A 14259-nucleotide genomic window follows, 5' to 3' on the forward strand; every position below is an offset into this window, starting at 1 on the left:
GCGATAACCCTCGAATAACCCGGCGGAGGCGACCTTGCCGTTTCCGGCAGCCCGCCCGTTCGTACCGACCGGTTCGGACGCGGCGGGTCGCGCCGAACGTGGCGGAGAGGCGGGAGTCATGCAAAAATCGTGCTACACGCAGCAGCAATGCTGTGTGAGACACAGGTAAATTTCTCGCATCACTCGTGACCTTCCGGTCAAGCGACACATTTCCACATGCGACCGGTCGGTACGTTTCGCCGGGGCGACCGGTGCCGATTTCGTGCGCCGGACGGCGGCTGGTACCCTCGACCTTCGGCGTTGCGTTACCCGTTTACCCAGGGTGTGACGCACGCATAGGAACTTTCCCAGCACATCACTCAGCGACAGGAACACGAGGAAACAGGCGTGGCCAACATCAAGTCCCAGTTGAAGCGGATCCGTACCAACGAGGAAGCGCGCAAGCGTAACCAGTCGGTCAAGTCGGCGCTGCGCACCGCGATCCGCAGCTTCCGGGAGGCCGCTGCGGCCGGCGACAAAGAGAAGGCCGCCGCGCAGCTCCAGTTCGCGAGCCGCAAGCTCGACAAGGCCGCCTCGAAGGGCGTCATCCACGCCAACCAGGCCGCCAACAAGAAGTCGGCGCTCGCGCTCGCGCTGAACAAGCTCTGATCCACCGGTACCGCTTCCGGTACCGCACATACTGACGCAGCCGCCGTGGCCTGGACGACCACGGCGGTTTTTGTCGTGCCCACGGCCGGACCGGTCGGCGCGAACTGTTCATCTGCGGGGATTTCGGATCGGCCCACAGCTTGTCAGTGGTTCCAGCTACCATTCGGCGCATGGTTACCGTGTACGCCAATCAGACCGTGGTCCGTGCCGAGGATCTGCCGGATGTGATCCGGGCAGCCGAGGTGCTCGGCTTCGGGGTGAAGATCGAGAACGTGATGGTGCCCATCGACGATGAGGGCAACTACTCGCTGGAGTGGGTCGTCACCAGGGACGAGGAAGTACCGGCCTACGAGGAATGGGACGGCCGCTACGACGACGAGGTGGACGAGGGCGAGGAGCTAGTGCTCAGCTCGGTCGAATGACCCCGGTGCCGGTGCGGGATCGGCGGCCAGCCGATCCAGCGCCGCCTGCGAATCCTCGTCCGCCGCGCGATAGATGACGATGCGCTGGTCCGGATCCTGTACCGGCATCAACACCTCGAAATTGACCACCAACCGACCGACGATCGGGTGCCGCAGCGGTTTGGCGCCGCGGCCCTGCACCCGGACGTCGTGCCTGGCCCACGCGGCCTCGAACTCACTGCTGTGCGCGATGAACTCCCCGATCAGGTCGCCGAGCGCCTGGTCGTCGGGGTGGGCCGCCCAGGCCGCCCGCAGATCCGCGATCCCCTCCCGGATGATCCGCTCCCGCTCCACGTAGAAGTCCCGCATGCTCGGCTCCATCAGGCACAGCCACATGGTGTTGCGATGCTGAGCGGGCAGCGTGTCGAAGTCGATGATCAGCCGCGCCATCTCCGGATTCCAGGCCAGGATGTCGTAGCGATGGTTGATCAGCATCGCGGGCAGCGGCGAAAGATCCGCCACCAGCATGGCCAGCGCCGGTGCGGGCACTGTGCTCGGCTTGCCCGCGTTCGGCTGCCGCTGCTGCGCCAGATCGAACAGGTAGGCGCGTTCGTCGGCGTTCAGCCGCAGCGCCTGCGCGAGGGCGTCCAGCACATCCGGCGAGGGACGCAGGCCGCGGGCCTGCTCCAGCCGGACGATGTAGTCGGTGCTCACCCCGGCCAGCTCGGCGACCTCCTCACGGCGCAGCCCGGGCGTGCGCCGGGCCTGCTTGCGCTGCGGCAGGCCGAGGTCGCCCGGGGCGAGTCGCTCGCGCCGATCCCGCAGGAAGGCGGCCAGCTCATGGGTTCGATCCGCGTTCACCGTTCCAGTCATCGTCTTTGATAGTACGGCTGAGTAGGACTGGCCTTCCCAGGAAAAACCTTCCCTTACCGTTGCCGTTGCACCGTTCCAGACTGGCTTTCATCAGTACGGAAGCACCGACAAAAGGAGCTGGCCATGTCCGGAGCACTCACCCTCGATACCTACCGGCTGCTCGGCCGTTCGGGCCTTCGGGTGTCTCCGCTGTCGCTGGGCACAATGACCTTCGGCGCCGATTGGGGTTGGGGCGCCGACCAGGACGAGGCACGCAAGATCTTCGACACCTATGTCGACCGCGGGGGAAACTTCATCGATACCGCGAGCATGTACACCAACGGCACCGCCGAGCAACTTCTCGGCGAATTCACTGCGAACAACCGTGAAAGCCTGGTGCTGGCAACGAAATACACCATGCTGCGGCGGCCGGGCGACCCCAATTCCGGTGGGAACCATCGCAAGAGCATGTTCGCCTCGGTCGAAGCGAGCCTGCGCAAGCTGAACACCGACTACATCGATCTGCTTTACTTGCACGCCTGGGATTTCCACACGCCGGTCGACGAAATCCTGCGCGGCATGGACGATCTCGTACGTGCGGGCAAGGTGCTCTACGTCGGCATCTCGGATGCGCCCGCCTGGCAGGTGGCACGCATGCAGACGATCGCCGACCTGCGCGGCTGGTCGCCGCTCATCGCCCTGCAGATCGAATACAACCTGGCCGAGCGGACCGTCGAACGCGATCTGATCCCGATGGCAGAAGAGCTGGGGCTCGGCGTGATCCCCTGGTCGCCGCTCGCCAGCGGCGTGCTCACCGGCAAGTACAGCCGGGACGACCTCGCGCACAACGCCGAAAGCTCGCCGGAGGGCAGCCGCAAAAACGTTGCGGCCGCGCAGGGTTCACTCACCGAACGGACACTCGACATCGCCGACGTGGTCAAGGACGTGGCCGGTGAGCTCGGCAGGTCGCCCGCGCAGGTCGCGTTGGCGTGGACGCTGCGCAACCCCGGGGTGACCGCGCCGATCATCGGCGCGCGGACCGCCACCCAACTGGAGGACAACCTCGGCGCGCTCGACGTCGAATTCGATGCCGGACAGCTGACCCGCCTGGAACAGGTCAGTGCGATCGAACTCGGCTTCCCGCACGACATGCTGGCCCGGCCGATGACCCGGAATGTGGTGTCCGGCGATCTGAAAATCCAGGCCCGCAGCTGAGCAGAGCTGTTGGGGCGCGGCTCAGTTCACGCAGGGGATGGTGTCACCGGCGATCGCGGCCTGCACCGGCTTGCCGACATCCGGTGCGGGATCGGCGGTTTCGGCGACGCTCGCGCTCCCGAGCGGGGGTGCCGATTTGAACAGCGCCGTAGCGGGGTCCGGTTCGCCGAAGGCGATCCGGACCTCGCGGCGGATGGCGGCCGGGTCGACGATGTTGACGTCCTGGCCATTGATGGAGTCATAGCGCAGGACTGGGAGAGTGCGGAACTCGACGGCCGGGCTGCCCGCGGTGCCGAGGGTGCGCAGGAAATCGGTGACGTTCCAGCCGTCGGACAGGACGATATCGCGATGCGCGACGTCCATCAGCGCGTTCAGTTTGCGCACGTCGGTGAACGTGCCCGAGCGGCGCAGATCGAGCGCCACCGAGGTGAGGAACGCCTGCTGGCGATGGGTGCGGTCGAGATCGCCGTTCTCCAGACCGTGCCGCTGACGCACGAAGGCGAGCGACTGCGCCGGATCGAGCCGCTGGCGCCCGGCCGGGAAATCCGCTCCCGAATACTCGAGGTCCCGCACCGGTTGATTCAGGCACACCTCGACGCCGTCGAGGGTTTCGGCGAGATCGTAGAAGCCCGCGAGGGTCACCTCGGCGAACCGATCGATCGGCACGCCGGTCAGGTCGCGCACCGCCCGCACGATCGACGCCCGGCCCGCTTCCCGGCCCGCCCGCTCCAAAGCCTTCTTGTCGGTCATCCCCTGGTCGATCAATTCGTCCTGTACCGCGGCCTTCTTCAAGCCGTACGCTTCCTTGATCTTGGCCTTGGTATAGCCCGGAATGCCGGACACCGAGACGTAGTCGTCGCGCGGAATCGAAACCGCCACAATCTTTTTCAGGTCCGCCGGGATATGCACCAGGATCAGCGTGTTGGCGTTGTAGCCGCCTTCTTCGCCGTCGCCCGCGTGCAGTCGATCGAGGATCTCCTTCGGCAAGTCGTTGCCATCTTGGTCTTTCCGGGTATCCAAGCCGATCAGCAGAACGTTCATATCCCCGGCGAGCGAATGGGGCGCGTCCACGCCCAGCGCCGCCGAGCGGGTGAATCCGCGATCGAACCTGGCCTCCGTCGCCCACCCGACCGCGGTCCCCGCGAGCATCGCCGTCGACAACCCACCGATGACGATCTTCACCACGATCCGCCCGACCCGGCGAGCCGGTCGCTCATGCGCATTCCGAATCGACCGTCGAGGGTGCCGTGCACGAGCCCGCCGGGATTCGTCGACCGGAAGGACCGGTGCCGAGTGTTCATCCATAACCCAGTCAAGTCTGACACGAAATGAGTAACCAGCAATTTGCCATAGTTGGCGAACGTGCTGGTCGAGGGCGTGCGAGCGAACCTCCGGCAGAGCATGTTCAGCACTTCCAGCCGCGTCGTGCAGCCGGGACAAAACGCCTTTTACGGCTCAGTTCGCCGTCCAGGGCGACTACGGATCGAAGCGGGTGGCGTGGCGCGAACCCGGAGTTGAACACGGCGTTCCGACATCCGCCTGCTGTGGTGCAGCACACATCTGGCATCCATATTTGGTATGCGGCCAAGCGGTGCGGCAACTCCAGTGTCCGCAGCCGATCGTCTGTCTTCCGGTGATCGTCCACGTTGCCCGATCGACTACGCTCCGGCGATCCGCCGCAGTGCCCGATCGCGTTCGGGGAAATATCCGACCAGGCAGCGAGCGACACAGCAACGGCCTCGCCCTTGACCTACGACGGGTTCACCTGCGCCAGCGCGGTCGACGGCATCCGATGCAGTTTGGGGAACAAGTCGTTCCGGGTCTCGCAGTTCTCCTACGAGTTCAGCTGAGCGGCAGGGTATTACGGCCGCTCCGGCTCAGTTTGCGGCGTGTAGGTCGAGGATGCGGGTGAGGGCGTGTTCGAGGGCGTAGCTCGCGTCGGCGGCGCCACCTTTGACGTCGGCGTTCAGTGTCGCGACGACCTGGAGGGCGGAGCCGATGGTGGCGGGGGTCCAGTTGCGGGCTTGCGCCTGTGCCTTTTTGACCTTCCACGGCGGCATGCCCAGCTGCTGCGCCAGTTTGAACGGGTCGCCGCGGCCCGCGGAGCCGACGCGGGCGATGGTGTGCACCGAATCGGCGAGGGCGTCGGCGAGCAGCACGTGCGGGACGCCGCGATCGTTCGCCCAGCGCAACGCCTCCATCGCGCCGGAACGGTCACCGGCGACGGCGAGTTCTGCCACGTCGAACCCGGATACCTCGGCCTTGCCCGAGTAGTACTGGCGGACGGCGGCGACATCGATCTTGCCGCCGGTGTCGGCGACCAGCTGCGAACAAGCCGCGGCGAGTTCGCGCAGATCGGAGCCGATGGACTCCAACATCGCCTGCACCACGTCACCGGCGACGCGCACGCCCGCGTTGCGGAACTCGCCGCGGACGAACTCCACTCGTTCGGCGGACTTGGTCAGTTTGGCGCAATCGTGCTGGACGGCACCGGCTTTCTGGAGCGCGGGGACCAACGCTTTCGCGCGGCCACCCCCCGAGTGCAACACCACGAGCACCACACCGGGCGGCGGATCGCTCGCGGCTTCGGTGATCACGGAGACGGCTTCCTTGCCCGCCTCGGCCGCCGACTCCAAAATGATGACCCGGTCCTCGGCGAACAGCGAGGGACTCAGCAGCTCGGCCAGTTCCGCGGTGCTCGCGTCACCCGCCCGCATGCGGTCGACCGGCACGGCGTCGGCGTCCGGCGCGGTCTCCCGCACCTGCGCGGTGACCGCGCCGATCGCTCGTTCGACCAACAGTTCTTCATCGCCGAGCACCAGGTGCAACGGTGCGGGCGCGCTCATGACTTCGCCCCGCCGGCCCGCACCTTCGCCGCACCCGACGAAGCACCGTGCCTACGGTTCACTCGCTGACGCTCGTTGTGGTCGGTCACGGCAGCGATCCTACGGTGACCCACCGACAGCCTCCCCGCAGGTTCGCCGTTCACCGCGCACCGCGCAAGACCCGGCAACTCGCATCGACCACCCGATGGGTCAGCGTCGTATCGAGTCGATCGACTCTTTCGCCGACATGACCGCGCGGCAGCCACAACAATCGATCGGCCAGCGCCACACCGAACGGTGTTTCCACCGCGGTACCGAAAGGAGCTGCGCGGTAACGGGTTCCGGTTTCCAGTTCGACCACCACCACGGTCGGGCCTGCGGCGTCGTTGTATTCGTCGCTCGAAACGACCAGGTAGAGTTCGCGTTCACCGGTCAATGGGGAGGGGTCGGAGAGGTAGATGTCCCCTTGCCTCATGCCGGCTCGCCCGAGCGCCGTTCCGCCTTCCAACCACTCAAGCCATCGCGCATCGCGCGAGATTTCCGAGCCAGGCGTTCGGGGTCCCCGGCCTCCGCCACCGCGACCATACGAGCGTGCTCCTCGAATTCGCGACGCAGCAGCTTCTCCTCGATCGCCTTGGCGGCGAACGCGGTGAGGGTGACGCCGTCGGTCTCAGCGGCTTGCTTGGCAGCCTCGACCAGCTCTTTCTGTAGCCGCATGTTCACGGGCCTGGTCATCCCTTCACTTTACCGTTGTATAGCCACGCTGTATTGCAATCTGCTTTACAGGCCGCAATGCGCTACCGGGAGGTCATGGTTCTGGGTGGGTTGCCGCCGAGGACCAGGAGGTCGCCGTGGTGGTCGGTGCGGAGCACGGAGGTGCCGAGGGTGGTGAGTTCGGCGAGGATGCCGTGGTGCGGGTGACCGAAGGTGTTCTCGGCGCCGACGCTGATCAGGGTCAGGCGTGGGTGCACCGCGTCGAGGAACTCTTTTGTGGTCGTCCGGGATCCGTGGTGCGGAAGCTTCAAGATGTCGGCGTGTAGTGCGGTCCCTTGCCGTAGTAGTGCTTGCTGGGCTGGAGCCTCGATATCACCGGTCAGCAGGATCCGACCGGCCGCGGTGTCGGCGGCGAGGACGATCGACCGGTCGTTGGCGTCCTCGGCTTCGGCACCCGGGGTCGGCCGTGCGCCCGTCAGCTCGGGTGCGAGCACCGTCAGCCGGACCCCACCGATCTCCAGCACTTGCCCGGCCACCAGCGCCAACACCGGAATACGTTCGCGCCGTGCAATTTCCACCACCTGTGCAATGTTCTCGACTCGCCCGCCCTTGGCGCGTGCCGCCGGTGCTGCACCAGTTCGCCGACACCGTTCACCACCGGTCGCACACCAATCGGTGGACGCGCACGACGGCGTACGTCCGTCCCCTGAATGCGCGCATTCGGCCTCCGCGGACAAGCACCGCTCCGCTTCGAGTTCACCGCCGTTCGGATCCGTCCCGGCCGCAGGTCTGGCCGGTTCACCTTGTGCCCCGGGTACTTCGCAAGTGTCGGCACCCGACTGGCGCGAGACCGCCCCCGCGCCTCCGTTCGGTGCCGGCTCCGGCGGCGAGCGACGGACCGGCACACCATCGCCTTCCCGCGCGCCATCGCCTTCCCGCACACCGACTGCGATCGCGGCGACCGCGCGGTCTTCCAGCGCACCGGTGAGACCTCCGATGTGGTCGGCGTGGGGGTGGGTCAGTACGAGGAGGTCGATGCGGGATATGCCCATGCGGTTCAAGCACATTCGGATACGCCGGGGTTCGGGGCCGACGTCGATCACCACTGCGGAACCGTCGCCGGTGGACAGTGCGAGCCCGTCACCCTGGCCCACGTCGCAGACGGCGAGTACCCAACCGGACGGAGGCCAGCCGGGGTGCCAGATGCGGACCGGAATCAGCACCGCGGCAACGCAGAAGGCGACCGTCAGCACCAGTCTGCGGCTGGCCGCGAAACGCAACGCGAGGATGCCGACGACGATGATCGCTGCGGCCGCCAGCCCACCGGACAAGCCGCCGGGCACCACTACGGACGCGCCCGGCACCGCGGCCGCGTGTTCGGCGACGAACAGCAACCACCACAGCGGCGGTGCCGCGCAGTGCACGACCAATTCGGCCAGGGGCGACCAGATCGACGCCAGCACCGCGGCGACCGCCCCGATCACGGTGATCGGTGCGACGACCGGTTCGACGAGCATGTTCGCCAGAATCGCGACGAGGCTGAGCTTTCCGGTCACCGCGATGACGAGCGGAGCCGTAACGACGAACGCGGCCGCCGCCACCGCGCAGAGTTCCGCGGGCAGGCGCCACCAGCCGCGGGCGCGCAACCAGTCCGCCCAACTCGGTGCCAGCAGGATCAGTCCGCCGGTGGCGGCAGCCGATAACGCGAAGCCCATCGATACCGCGAGCGGGGGCCAAACGGCGAGCAGGCCGATGATCGCCGCACACAACGCTGGAAGTGCTTGTTTCCGCCGACCAGTCACCAAGGCCAGCAGGGTGATCGACCCCATCGCTCCCGCCCGCAACACGCTCGGGTCGGGCCGTGCGACGATCACGAACAGCACCAGCACGAGCCCGGCGACCAACGCGGCAGCACGCGGACCGAGGGTGAGCGCGCGTATCGCGCCCAGTACCACCGCCAGCAGGATCGTGAAGTTCGTCCCGCTCACGGCGCAGAGATGTTCCAGCCCAGCGATTTCGAAGTCTTCGCGAACTTGGTCCGACAGTGCCGAGGTATCCCCGACGACGAGCGCCGGGAGCAAACCCGCTGGTTCGGCGGGCAATGCGCGGGTGACCGCCGCCGCGAAGTCGGTACGCACAGCACGAGCGAGCCGTTGCCACCAGGGCAATGCACCCATCGGCTGCGGTTCTCCCACCGCCCGCAGTGTCGCGACGGTGAGGTCGCGCTGCCTAGGACGGTCGGCTTTCGCCGGGAACTGCACCGTCTGTCCCGGCGAAAGATTCGCCCAGCCCGCACCGGCGGCCAGAATCACCACCGCACCACCGGCCCGCACGGTCCGCTCGCCGTAACGGTACTCCCGCAGATTCGCCCTGAACACCCAGCGGTCAGCACCGAACGCATTGCCGCGCACCGGCTTCGGATCATCACTCGCCGTCACCAGCACCCGCACCGAATGCCCGGCCAACGCCCGCAACGGATGCGTCGCCACCTGATGTTCCCGCCATGCCGCCGCGACCGCGAACCCGCCCGCCAACAGCACAGCCGCCAGCACCACCACCGCCACAGCCCGCTGCCGCACCCGCCGATGCGCCATCGCCCACAACAGCAACACCCACAATTCGATCGCCAGCACAACCAGCGCGATCGCCACCCAAACCCCCACCACCCACCCGGCAGTCAATGCCACAATCGTTGCCCCCCAACAACACAACGCCGCAGGCACCAACCGCGCATCAAGCACCTCCATCCCCCGGTCCCCCGCCTCCTCCCCGCGCACCTCGACCACACCACCCCTCATCCCCGACCCCATCCACCACACCGCGCAGGCCACGCCGGACCGACACTCTCCACCACACCGAACTCCGCGATTGCGACGCGGCAGCGCCGCACGCACCGAGCCACCAGCACTACGCCCCAGCGACCCAACACCATTGACAACGTCGACGGATCGAACCCCTCGGGCCGCTGCTCGCCCGTCGCACCAGCGGTGCGCCGCACCACGCCGACCGTCCTCATACCCGCACCAGCTCGCGGAGGCGGGCGAGGCGGGCTGGGCCGATGCCGTCCACTTCGCCGAGTTGGGTTATGTCGGTGAAGCGACCGTGGGTGGTGCGCCAGGTGATGATCGCTTTGGCGGTGACGGGACCTACGCCGGGGAGGGCGTCGAGTTGGGTTTCGGTGGCGGTGTTCAGGTCGAGGCGGCCCGAAGACGGTGGAGGCTGGGCGGAGCCGGAGCCGGAGGCGGAGGGGGCTGTGGGTCGACCGCCCGCGCTGATTGTCGCGCTGCCGAGTTTCGGTGCTGCGGGGTCGGCGCCGGACGGGCCGACCAGCACCTGGTCGCCGTCGGACAGTCGCTGCGCCAGGTTGAGGCCGGTGGTGTCGGCGCCGTCACGCGGGCCACCTGCCGCAGTGAGGGCATCGGCCACCCGCGCTCCCGTCGGCAGTCGCACCAATCCGGTCCGATGCACCAGCCCGACGACACTGACCACCAGTTCGCCCGCGGGCGAGCCAGGCTCAACAGGTTTCGGCCCGGTCCCGCTCTGCGCTGCTGTACCCGGCGGTGAGGCGGGTGCCGCGACGTCAGCGGTCGAGTGCACCGCGGGCAGCGGCGGCACCGGCCGCGCGATCGGCCGCTCACGAAAGATCACGACTCCGGCGACCACCATCGCCACCACGCCGACCGCCAGCAAAGTGCATACCCCGCGCCGCCCAGGGTCGACTCGGATTCCCCGAAACCGCTCCGGCACCAACCGATCCCGCCACCCACGTCGAGCCGCCGGCTCCGTCAACCATCCCGGCGACCGCACCACCCCGACGTCATCACCTGCAGCCCCACAATCCGCCGCAGGAGCCAACACCTCATGGTCCCAATTACCTTGGCGCCCTGCGTTTCCCCTGCGCGCGCCCGATGAAGCCGCCGGCTCCGTCCGGTCCTTGCTCGACCGAATTCCCTCGACGTCGTCACCCACAGCCGCTCGGTCCGCCGCGAAGGCCGGCTCCTCCCGACCCCAACTGCCTTCGCGCCCTGCCTCTCCTCGGTGCACGCCACACAGAACCTCCGGCTGCGTCCGGTCAGTGCGCGACCGCACCACCCCGACGTCAGCACCCGCAGTCCCGCGATCCACCGCGGCGGCCGACACCTCCTCGTCCCCATAGCCTTCGGGCCCTGAATCTCCTCGACGCACGCCCGGCTGAACCACCGGCTCCCTCCGATTCGTGCGCGACCCTCCGACCCCGACGTCGTCGCCCACACTGGGCACCTCGTCGTCCGCCGCGGGAGCCAAACCTCCTAGAGCCCAGTTCACCTGGGGGATGTCAGGTGCCATGTCCCCGCCGAGGCCCGCATCCGACACATCCGCCCGCCGCCGCGTCGCGCCGTCTGCCGGCACACCTGATCTGGCGTCGGCACCCTCCACCGCGACCGGCGACAACCCCGCACCCGGATCGGCACTGTTCGCGTCCCCCGGCGCTCCGGCGCTGGCCGGAACCTCGGTCCGCACATGCACATCCGAGGCTCCGTTCGCGTCGCCCGCCACGGGATCGCAGCGGTCCGCACCGCTCGACCGTGCGGCCGGTGCCGCGTCCGTACGCGAGGACTCGGCAATCGGGGGCGCGCTGGTGCTCGGTGCCGAGTGCGATCCCGTCAGTGCCCGCAATCCCTCGGCCTCCCACCGCTTCACCGCCAGCGCCCGTGATACGTGGGGTCGCCGGGTGCGCAAGGGTCTCGGGCTGGTGCCGCGGCCGGCGCGCACGCGGGCGGTCAGGGTGCCGAGTCGCTGGTGGGTCCGGTCGCGCTCTTGCTGTCGTGACATGTGACCGAACGTAGTTTCGGGGGCGGGGCAAAGGTCTTGGCCGAACAGGTATTTCGCCTGTCTTGTGGACCGTCGCGCGATGGGGACAACTCGCCGACGACACGCAGACCGATCGCCGGATCACCGGTGCGCGCGCACCCGGATTCCGCGGGCTGATGCCAGACTTGCCCCGTGATCCGTTTCCGTTTCGGCTTGGCGCCGGTGGACCGAGTCGCCCCGTGGGGAGAGCAACGCCGGACGTTGCACTGGTTCGCGCTGACCGAAGGTTGGTACGGCATCGACCTCGGCGGGCAGTCCCTGCTGCGTTATTCCGCGCGTACCACCGAACTCCTGCGCACGCAGTCCGGCGGCGTGGAGACGCCTTATGACTGCTACGTCGCCTATTACGTTGCCCGCCTGTGGGAGGACCTGCTGGCCTTGCTACCCAGCGTGCTGGAACCGGTCCCCGGGGACCTCGCCGATTTCATCGGTGCCGACGCCGCGGACTGGCGGTGGTCCGAATCCGACGCGGCCGAGGCCGCCGCCACCTGGTACGGCGAGCACACCCTGGACACCGGCTACCTCTGGTTCGGCCCGCATCTGCGCTGGTGGCGCACGATCGACGGCGCCGCCGACACCGTCACCCTGGCCTGGCACCACCCGCCGGACCCGGAGCACGAGATCGAGTTCACCGCACCGTCGTCCGGCCGGATCAGCGTACCGACCGACGAATTCCGCAGCGCCGTCAGAGAACTCGACCGCGCACTGCTGTCCGCGATGGCTACTCGGCTGCGCGAGTTCGAATCATCCGGTCCCCCACCGGGTATCGATCTCGACCTCGACCACCTCGCGTACGAACAGGACGATCGGGCACGCTGGCTCGCCCGCGCGATGAACCAGCAGCCCGACACGGATTGGTCGGCGGTGCGGTCCGGCGTCGACGCGCTGCGCCGATCGTCGTCCGCCCTGCCCTGACCGGCTACGCGCAGCCGCCCGGCAGCACGAGCACGCCGACGGCCCCGAGTCCGAGGTGCACGCCGAGCGCGGGCCCGAATTCGGCCACGATCAGTTCCCGGATACCGGGCACCAGCTCGCGAAGCTGCGTGGCGACGGTCTGGGCGGCCTCTTCGGCCCCGAGGTGCTGGACGGCAACCGCGGCACCGTCCTCCCCTGCCGCATCCACCGCTGCCGCAACGAGTTTCGCGAATGCCTTGGATCGGGTACGCACCTTCTCGCGCAGCTCCAGGCGCCCTGCGACGATCTGCAGCAGCGGTTTGGTGACCAGCTCGCTGCCGAAGAACGCGGCGGCCGAACTCAGCCTGCCGCCGCGACGCAGCTGTTCGGTCCGATTGACCAGGATGAACGTGCGGGCGCGGCTCGATGCGGCGACCGCGGTGTCGTAGACGATGTCCAGCGCGGCGCCCGTGCGGGCCCGCCGGGCCGCCGCGAGCACGGGCAGCCCGGTGGCGAGTCCCGCGCCGAGCGAGTCGACGAGCCGCACGCGATCGGCGGCGTCCATGTCCCGCACCGCCTGCCTGCCCGCCTCCCAGGTACCGGAGAGCTGGCGTGAAATATGCACCGCGACAACACCGTCGCCACCGCTGCGCGCCCAGGCCTGCTCGTACACGGCGCGCAATTCACCGGGTGAGGCGGCCGAGGTGGTCACCGTGTCGGCGGTGTAGTCGATCTCGATCGGGTCGATACCTTCGCGGATCGCACGGTCACCGATCAGGACATGCAGTGGGACGACGTCGATCTCGAGCTCATCGACGAATTCGGCAGGAAGGCTGGCCGACGAATCTGTCACGACCACGACGGCCACGGACTACCGAACCTCCTGCAAAGCCTTCACCATCGCGTTGGCCACGGCCTCGTGCCCGGCCCAGCCCCAGTGGATACCGTCCGGGTTCGCGTCACCGGAGAAGATGTTCGCGCGCACGGCTTCGGCGAGGTCGACCAGCGGCACGCCGGTGCGCTCCGACCATGCCCGCAGCGCCCGCACGGCGGGTTCGCGCCCGGCGTGTACGCGTCCGTAGGCCGCGCAGTCGTGCACCGACGGCAGCACCGCGACGAACGGCAGGTCGGGTCGCAGCTGCGCCAGCGCTTCGCGCGACTGCTCCAGGTAGTCGACGCTCACCTTCGGCGGAAGTGCCACGGGGCGACCGAGTTTCGAGAGTTTGGGCTGCAGCCAGTTGTAGGTCGCGCGGACCCCGCGGCGCACGCCGGGCGGGCGCACGTACCGGATCAGTTCGCGCAGCGCGGTCGGCAGCGGTGAGGGCAGCGAGTCCATCCCGCCGACCGCGAAGACCACCGCATGCGCGCGCGGCACGGCCGCCCACACGCGCGGGTCACCGATCAACGCCCAGTAGGCATCTCGGCAGGTCCAGCCGATCCGGCCGACCAGCTCGACGTCCCAGCCGAGTTCGGCGCCGACGAGATTGGGCCAGATCTGCGGATGATCCGCGGGCAGGCCGCCTTTGGGCCCGAAATACGAGAGCGAATCGGCGATCACCAGCAGCACCGGTCGCTCGTCGGACGCGTCGGCCACGGCCTGCGGTTGACCGGACACTTCCAGGGCGTCGGCCGCGGATTCGGCGATCAACTGGGCCGCGTCGACCACCTCGGCGACCGGAGCGTCGAGTTCCTCGGATTCCGGTGTGCCGGTGTCGGGCTCGGCCAGCACGACCGAACCGGCAGCGCTGCCGCGCACTTCAGGAGGCGGGTCCACGGAACTGGCGGGCCGGGCGGAGTCGTCCGCTTCGGCGGCTCCCTGCGCGTCTTCCGTACCCGAATCCGTTCCGTCGGAGTCTGTT

General features: G+C 68.3%; 14 protein-coding genes. 5 read left to right on the forward strand and 9 right to left on the reverse strand.

Going from position 1 to position 14259, the window contains the following annotated elements; translation table 11 throughout:
- Positions 1-387: 387 nt before the first annotated feature.
- Together rpsT and NVU01S_RS05405 are read left to right on the forward strand one after the other, a co-directional pair.
- The gene (gene rpsT, locus NVU01S_RS05400) at positions 388-648 is read left to right on the forward strand and encodes a 30S ribosomal protein S20 (RefSeq protein WP_014982684.1); all 261 of its coding nucleotides are present in this window, start codon (positions 388-390) and stop codon (positions 646-648) included.
- 170 nt (positions 649-818) lie between these two features.
- Positions 819-1070: a hypothetical protein gene (locus NVU01S_RS05405; RefSeq protein ID WP_029902415.1), complete on the forward strand. Its 252-nt coding sequence runs from the start codon at positions 819-821 to the stop codon at positions 1068-1070.
- On the opposite strand, the gene NVU01S_RS05410 is transcribed toward NVU01S_RS05405, so the two are convergent.
- A complete protein-coding gene (locus tag NVU01S_RS05410; RefSeq protein WP_052280762.1) occupies positions 1047-1922 on the reverse strand; it encodes a helix-turn-helix transcriptional regulator in 876 nt (291 codons plus the stop codon). The two genes, NVU01S_RS05405 and NVU01S_RS05410, sit on opposite strands and share 24 nt — an antisense overlap.
- A gap of 123 nt (positions 1923-2045) precedes the next feature.
- Here NVU01S_RS05410 and NVU01S_RS05415 point away from each other — a divergent pair, with 123 nt between their 5' ends.
- Complete coding sequence (locus NVU01S_RS05415; protein WP_043673053.1) at positions 2046-3116, forward strand: aldo/keto reductase; 1071 nt, start codon at positions 2046-2048, stop codon at positions 3114-3116.
- Between the two features lie 21 nt (positions 3117-3137).
- Here NVU01S_RS05415 and NVU01S_RS05420 read toward each other — a convergent pair whose 3' ends face one another.
- Positions 3138-4298 carry an LCP family protein gene (locus NVU01S_RS05420; protein WP_373864183.1) on the reverse strand — a complete coding sequence of 387 codons (1161 nt, stop codon included), beginning with the start codon at positions 4296-4298 and terminating at the stop codon, positions 3138-3140.
- A 464-nt stretch (positions 4299-4762) separates the two neighbouring features.
- On the opposite strand from NVU01S_RS05420, the gene NVU01S_RS44540 reads away from it, so the two are divergent.
- Positions 4763-4966 carry a hypothetical protein gene (locus tag NVU01S_RS44540; protein ID WP_156161645.1) on the forward strand — a complete coding sequence of 68 codons (204 nt, stop codon included), beginning with the start codon at positions 4763-4765 and terminating at the stop codon, positions 4964-4966.
- A 27-nt stretch (positions 4967-4993) separates the two neighbouring features.
- Here the strand turns inward: NVU01S_RS44540 and holA are convergent, their stop codons facing one another.
- The 5 genes from holA to NVU01S_RS44755 form a co-directional block, all read right to left on the reverse strand.
- On the reverse strand, positions 4994-5962 hold the full coding sequence (gene holA / locus NVU01S_RS05425; protein ID WP_043673051.1) for a DNA polymerase III subunit delta: 969 nt from the start codon (positions 5960-5962) through the stop codon (positions 4994-4996).
- 139 nt (positions 5963-6101) lie between these two features.
- Positions 6102-6416 (reverse strand): type II toxin-antitoxin system PemK/MazF family toxin, encoded by a 315-nt coding sequence (locus NVU01S_RS05430; protein WP_156161644.1) that lies wholly within the window; start codon positions 6414-6416, stop codon positions 6102-6104.
- Positions 6413-6676: a hypothetical protein gene (locus NVU01S_RS05435; RefSeq protein ID WP_043673045.1), complete on the reverse strand. Its 264-nt coding sequence runs from the start codon at positions 6674-6676 to the stop codon at positions 6413-6415. Before NVU01S_RS05435 ends, NVU01S_RS05430 begins: the two co-directional genes overlap by 4 nt.
- A gap of 62 nt (positions 6677-6738) precedes the next feature.
- Positions 6739-9336 carry a ComEC/Rec2 family competence protein gene (locus tag NVU01S_RS05440; RefSeq protein ID WP_244467314.1) on the reverse strand — a complete coding sequence of 866 codons (2598 nt, stop codon included), beginning with the start codon at positions 9334-9336 and terminating at the stop codon, positions 6739-6741.
- A gap of 331 nt (positions 9337-9667) precedes the next feature.
- Entirely contained in the window at positions 9668-10345 is a 678-nt protein-coding gene (locus NVU01S_RS44755; protein ID WP_244467313.1) for a ComEA family DNA-binding protein, read from the reverse strand.
- A gap of 1293 nt (positions 10346-11638) precedes the next feature.
- Between NVU01S_RS44755 and NVU01S_RS05450 the strand changes: the two genes are divergently transcribed.
- Positions 11639-12421: a DUF5984 family protein gene (locus NVU01S_RS05450; RefSeq protein WP_043673039.1), complete on the forward strand. Its 783-nt coding sequence runs from the start codon at positions 11639-11641 to the stop codon at positions 12419-12421.
- A 4-nt stretch (positions 12422-12425) separates the two neighbouring features.
- Here the strand turns inward: NVU01S_RS05450 and NVU01S_RS05455 are convergent, their stop codons facing one another.
- Positions 12426-13268 (reverse strand): DegV family protein, encoded by an 843-nt coding sequence (locus NVU01S_RS05455; RefSeq protein WP_043673036.1) that lies wholly within the window; start codon positions 13266-13268, stop codon positions 12426-12428.
- 3 nt (positions 13269-13271) lie between these two features.
- Positions 13272-13994, reverse strand: a complete 723-nt coding sequence (gene octT, locus NVU01S_RS45340) for a diglucosylglycerate octanoyltransferase (protein ID WP_043673139.1) — start codon at positions 13992-13994, stop codon at positions 13272-13274.
- Positions 13995-14259: the final 265 nt, after the last annotated feature.

This window comes from Nocardia vulneris, from assembly GCF_001613425.1.
Lineage (GTDB): Bacteria > Actinomycetota > Actinomycetes > Mycobacteriales > Mycobacteriaceae > Nocardia > Nocardia vulneris.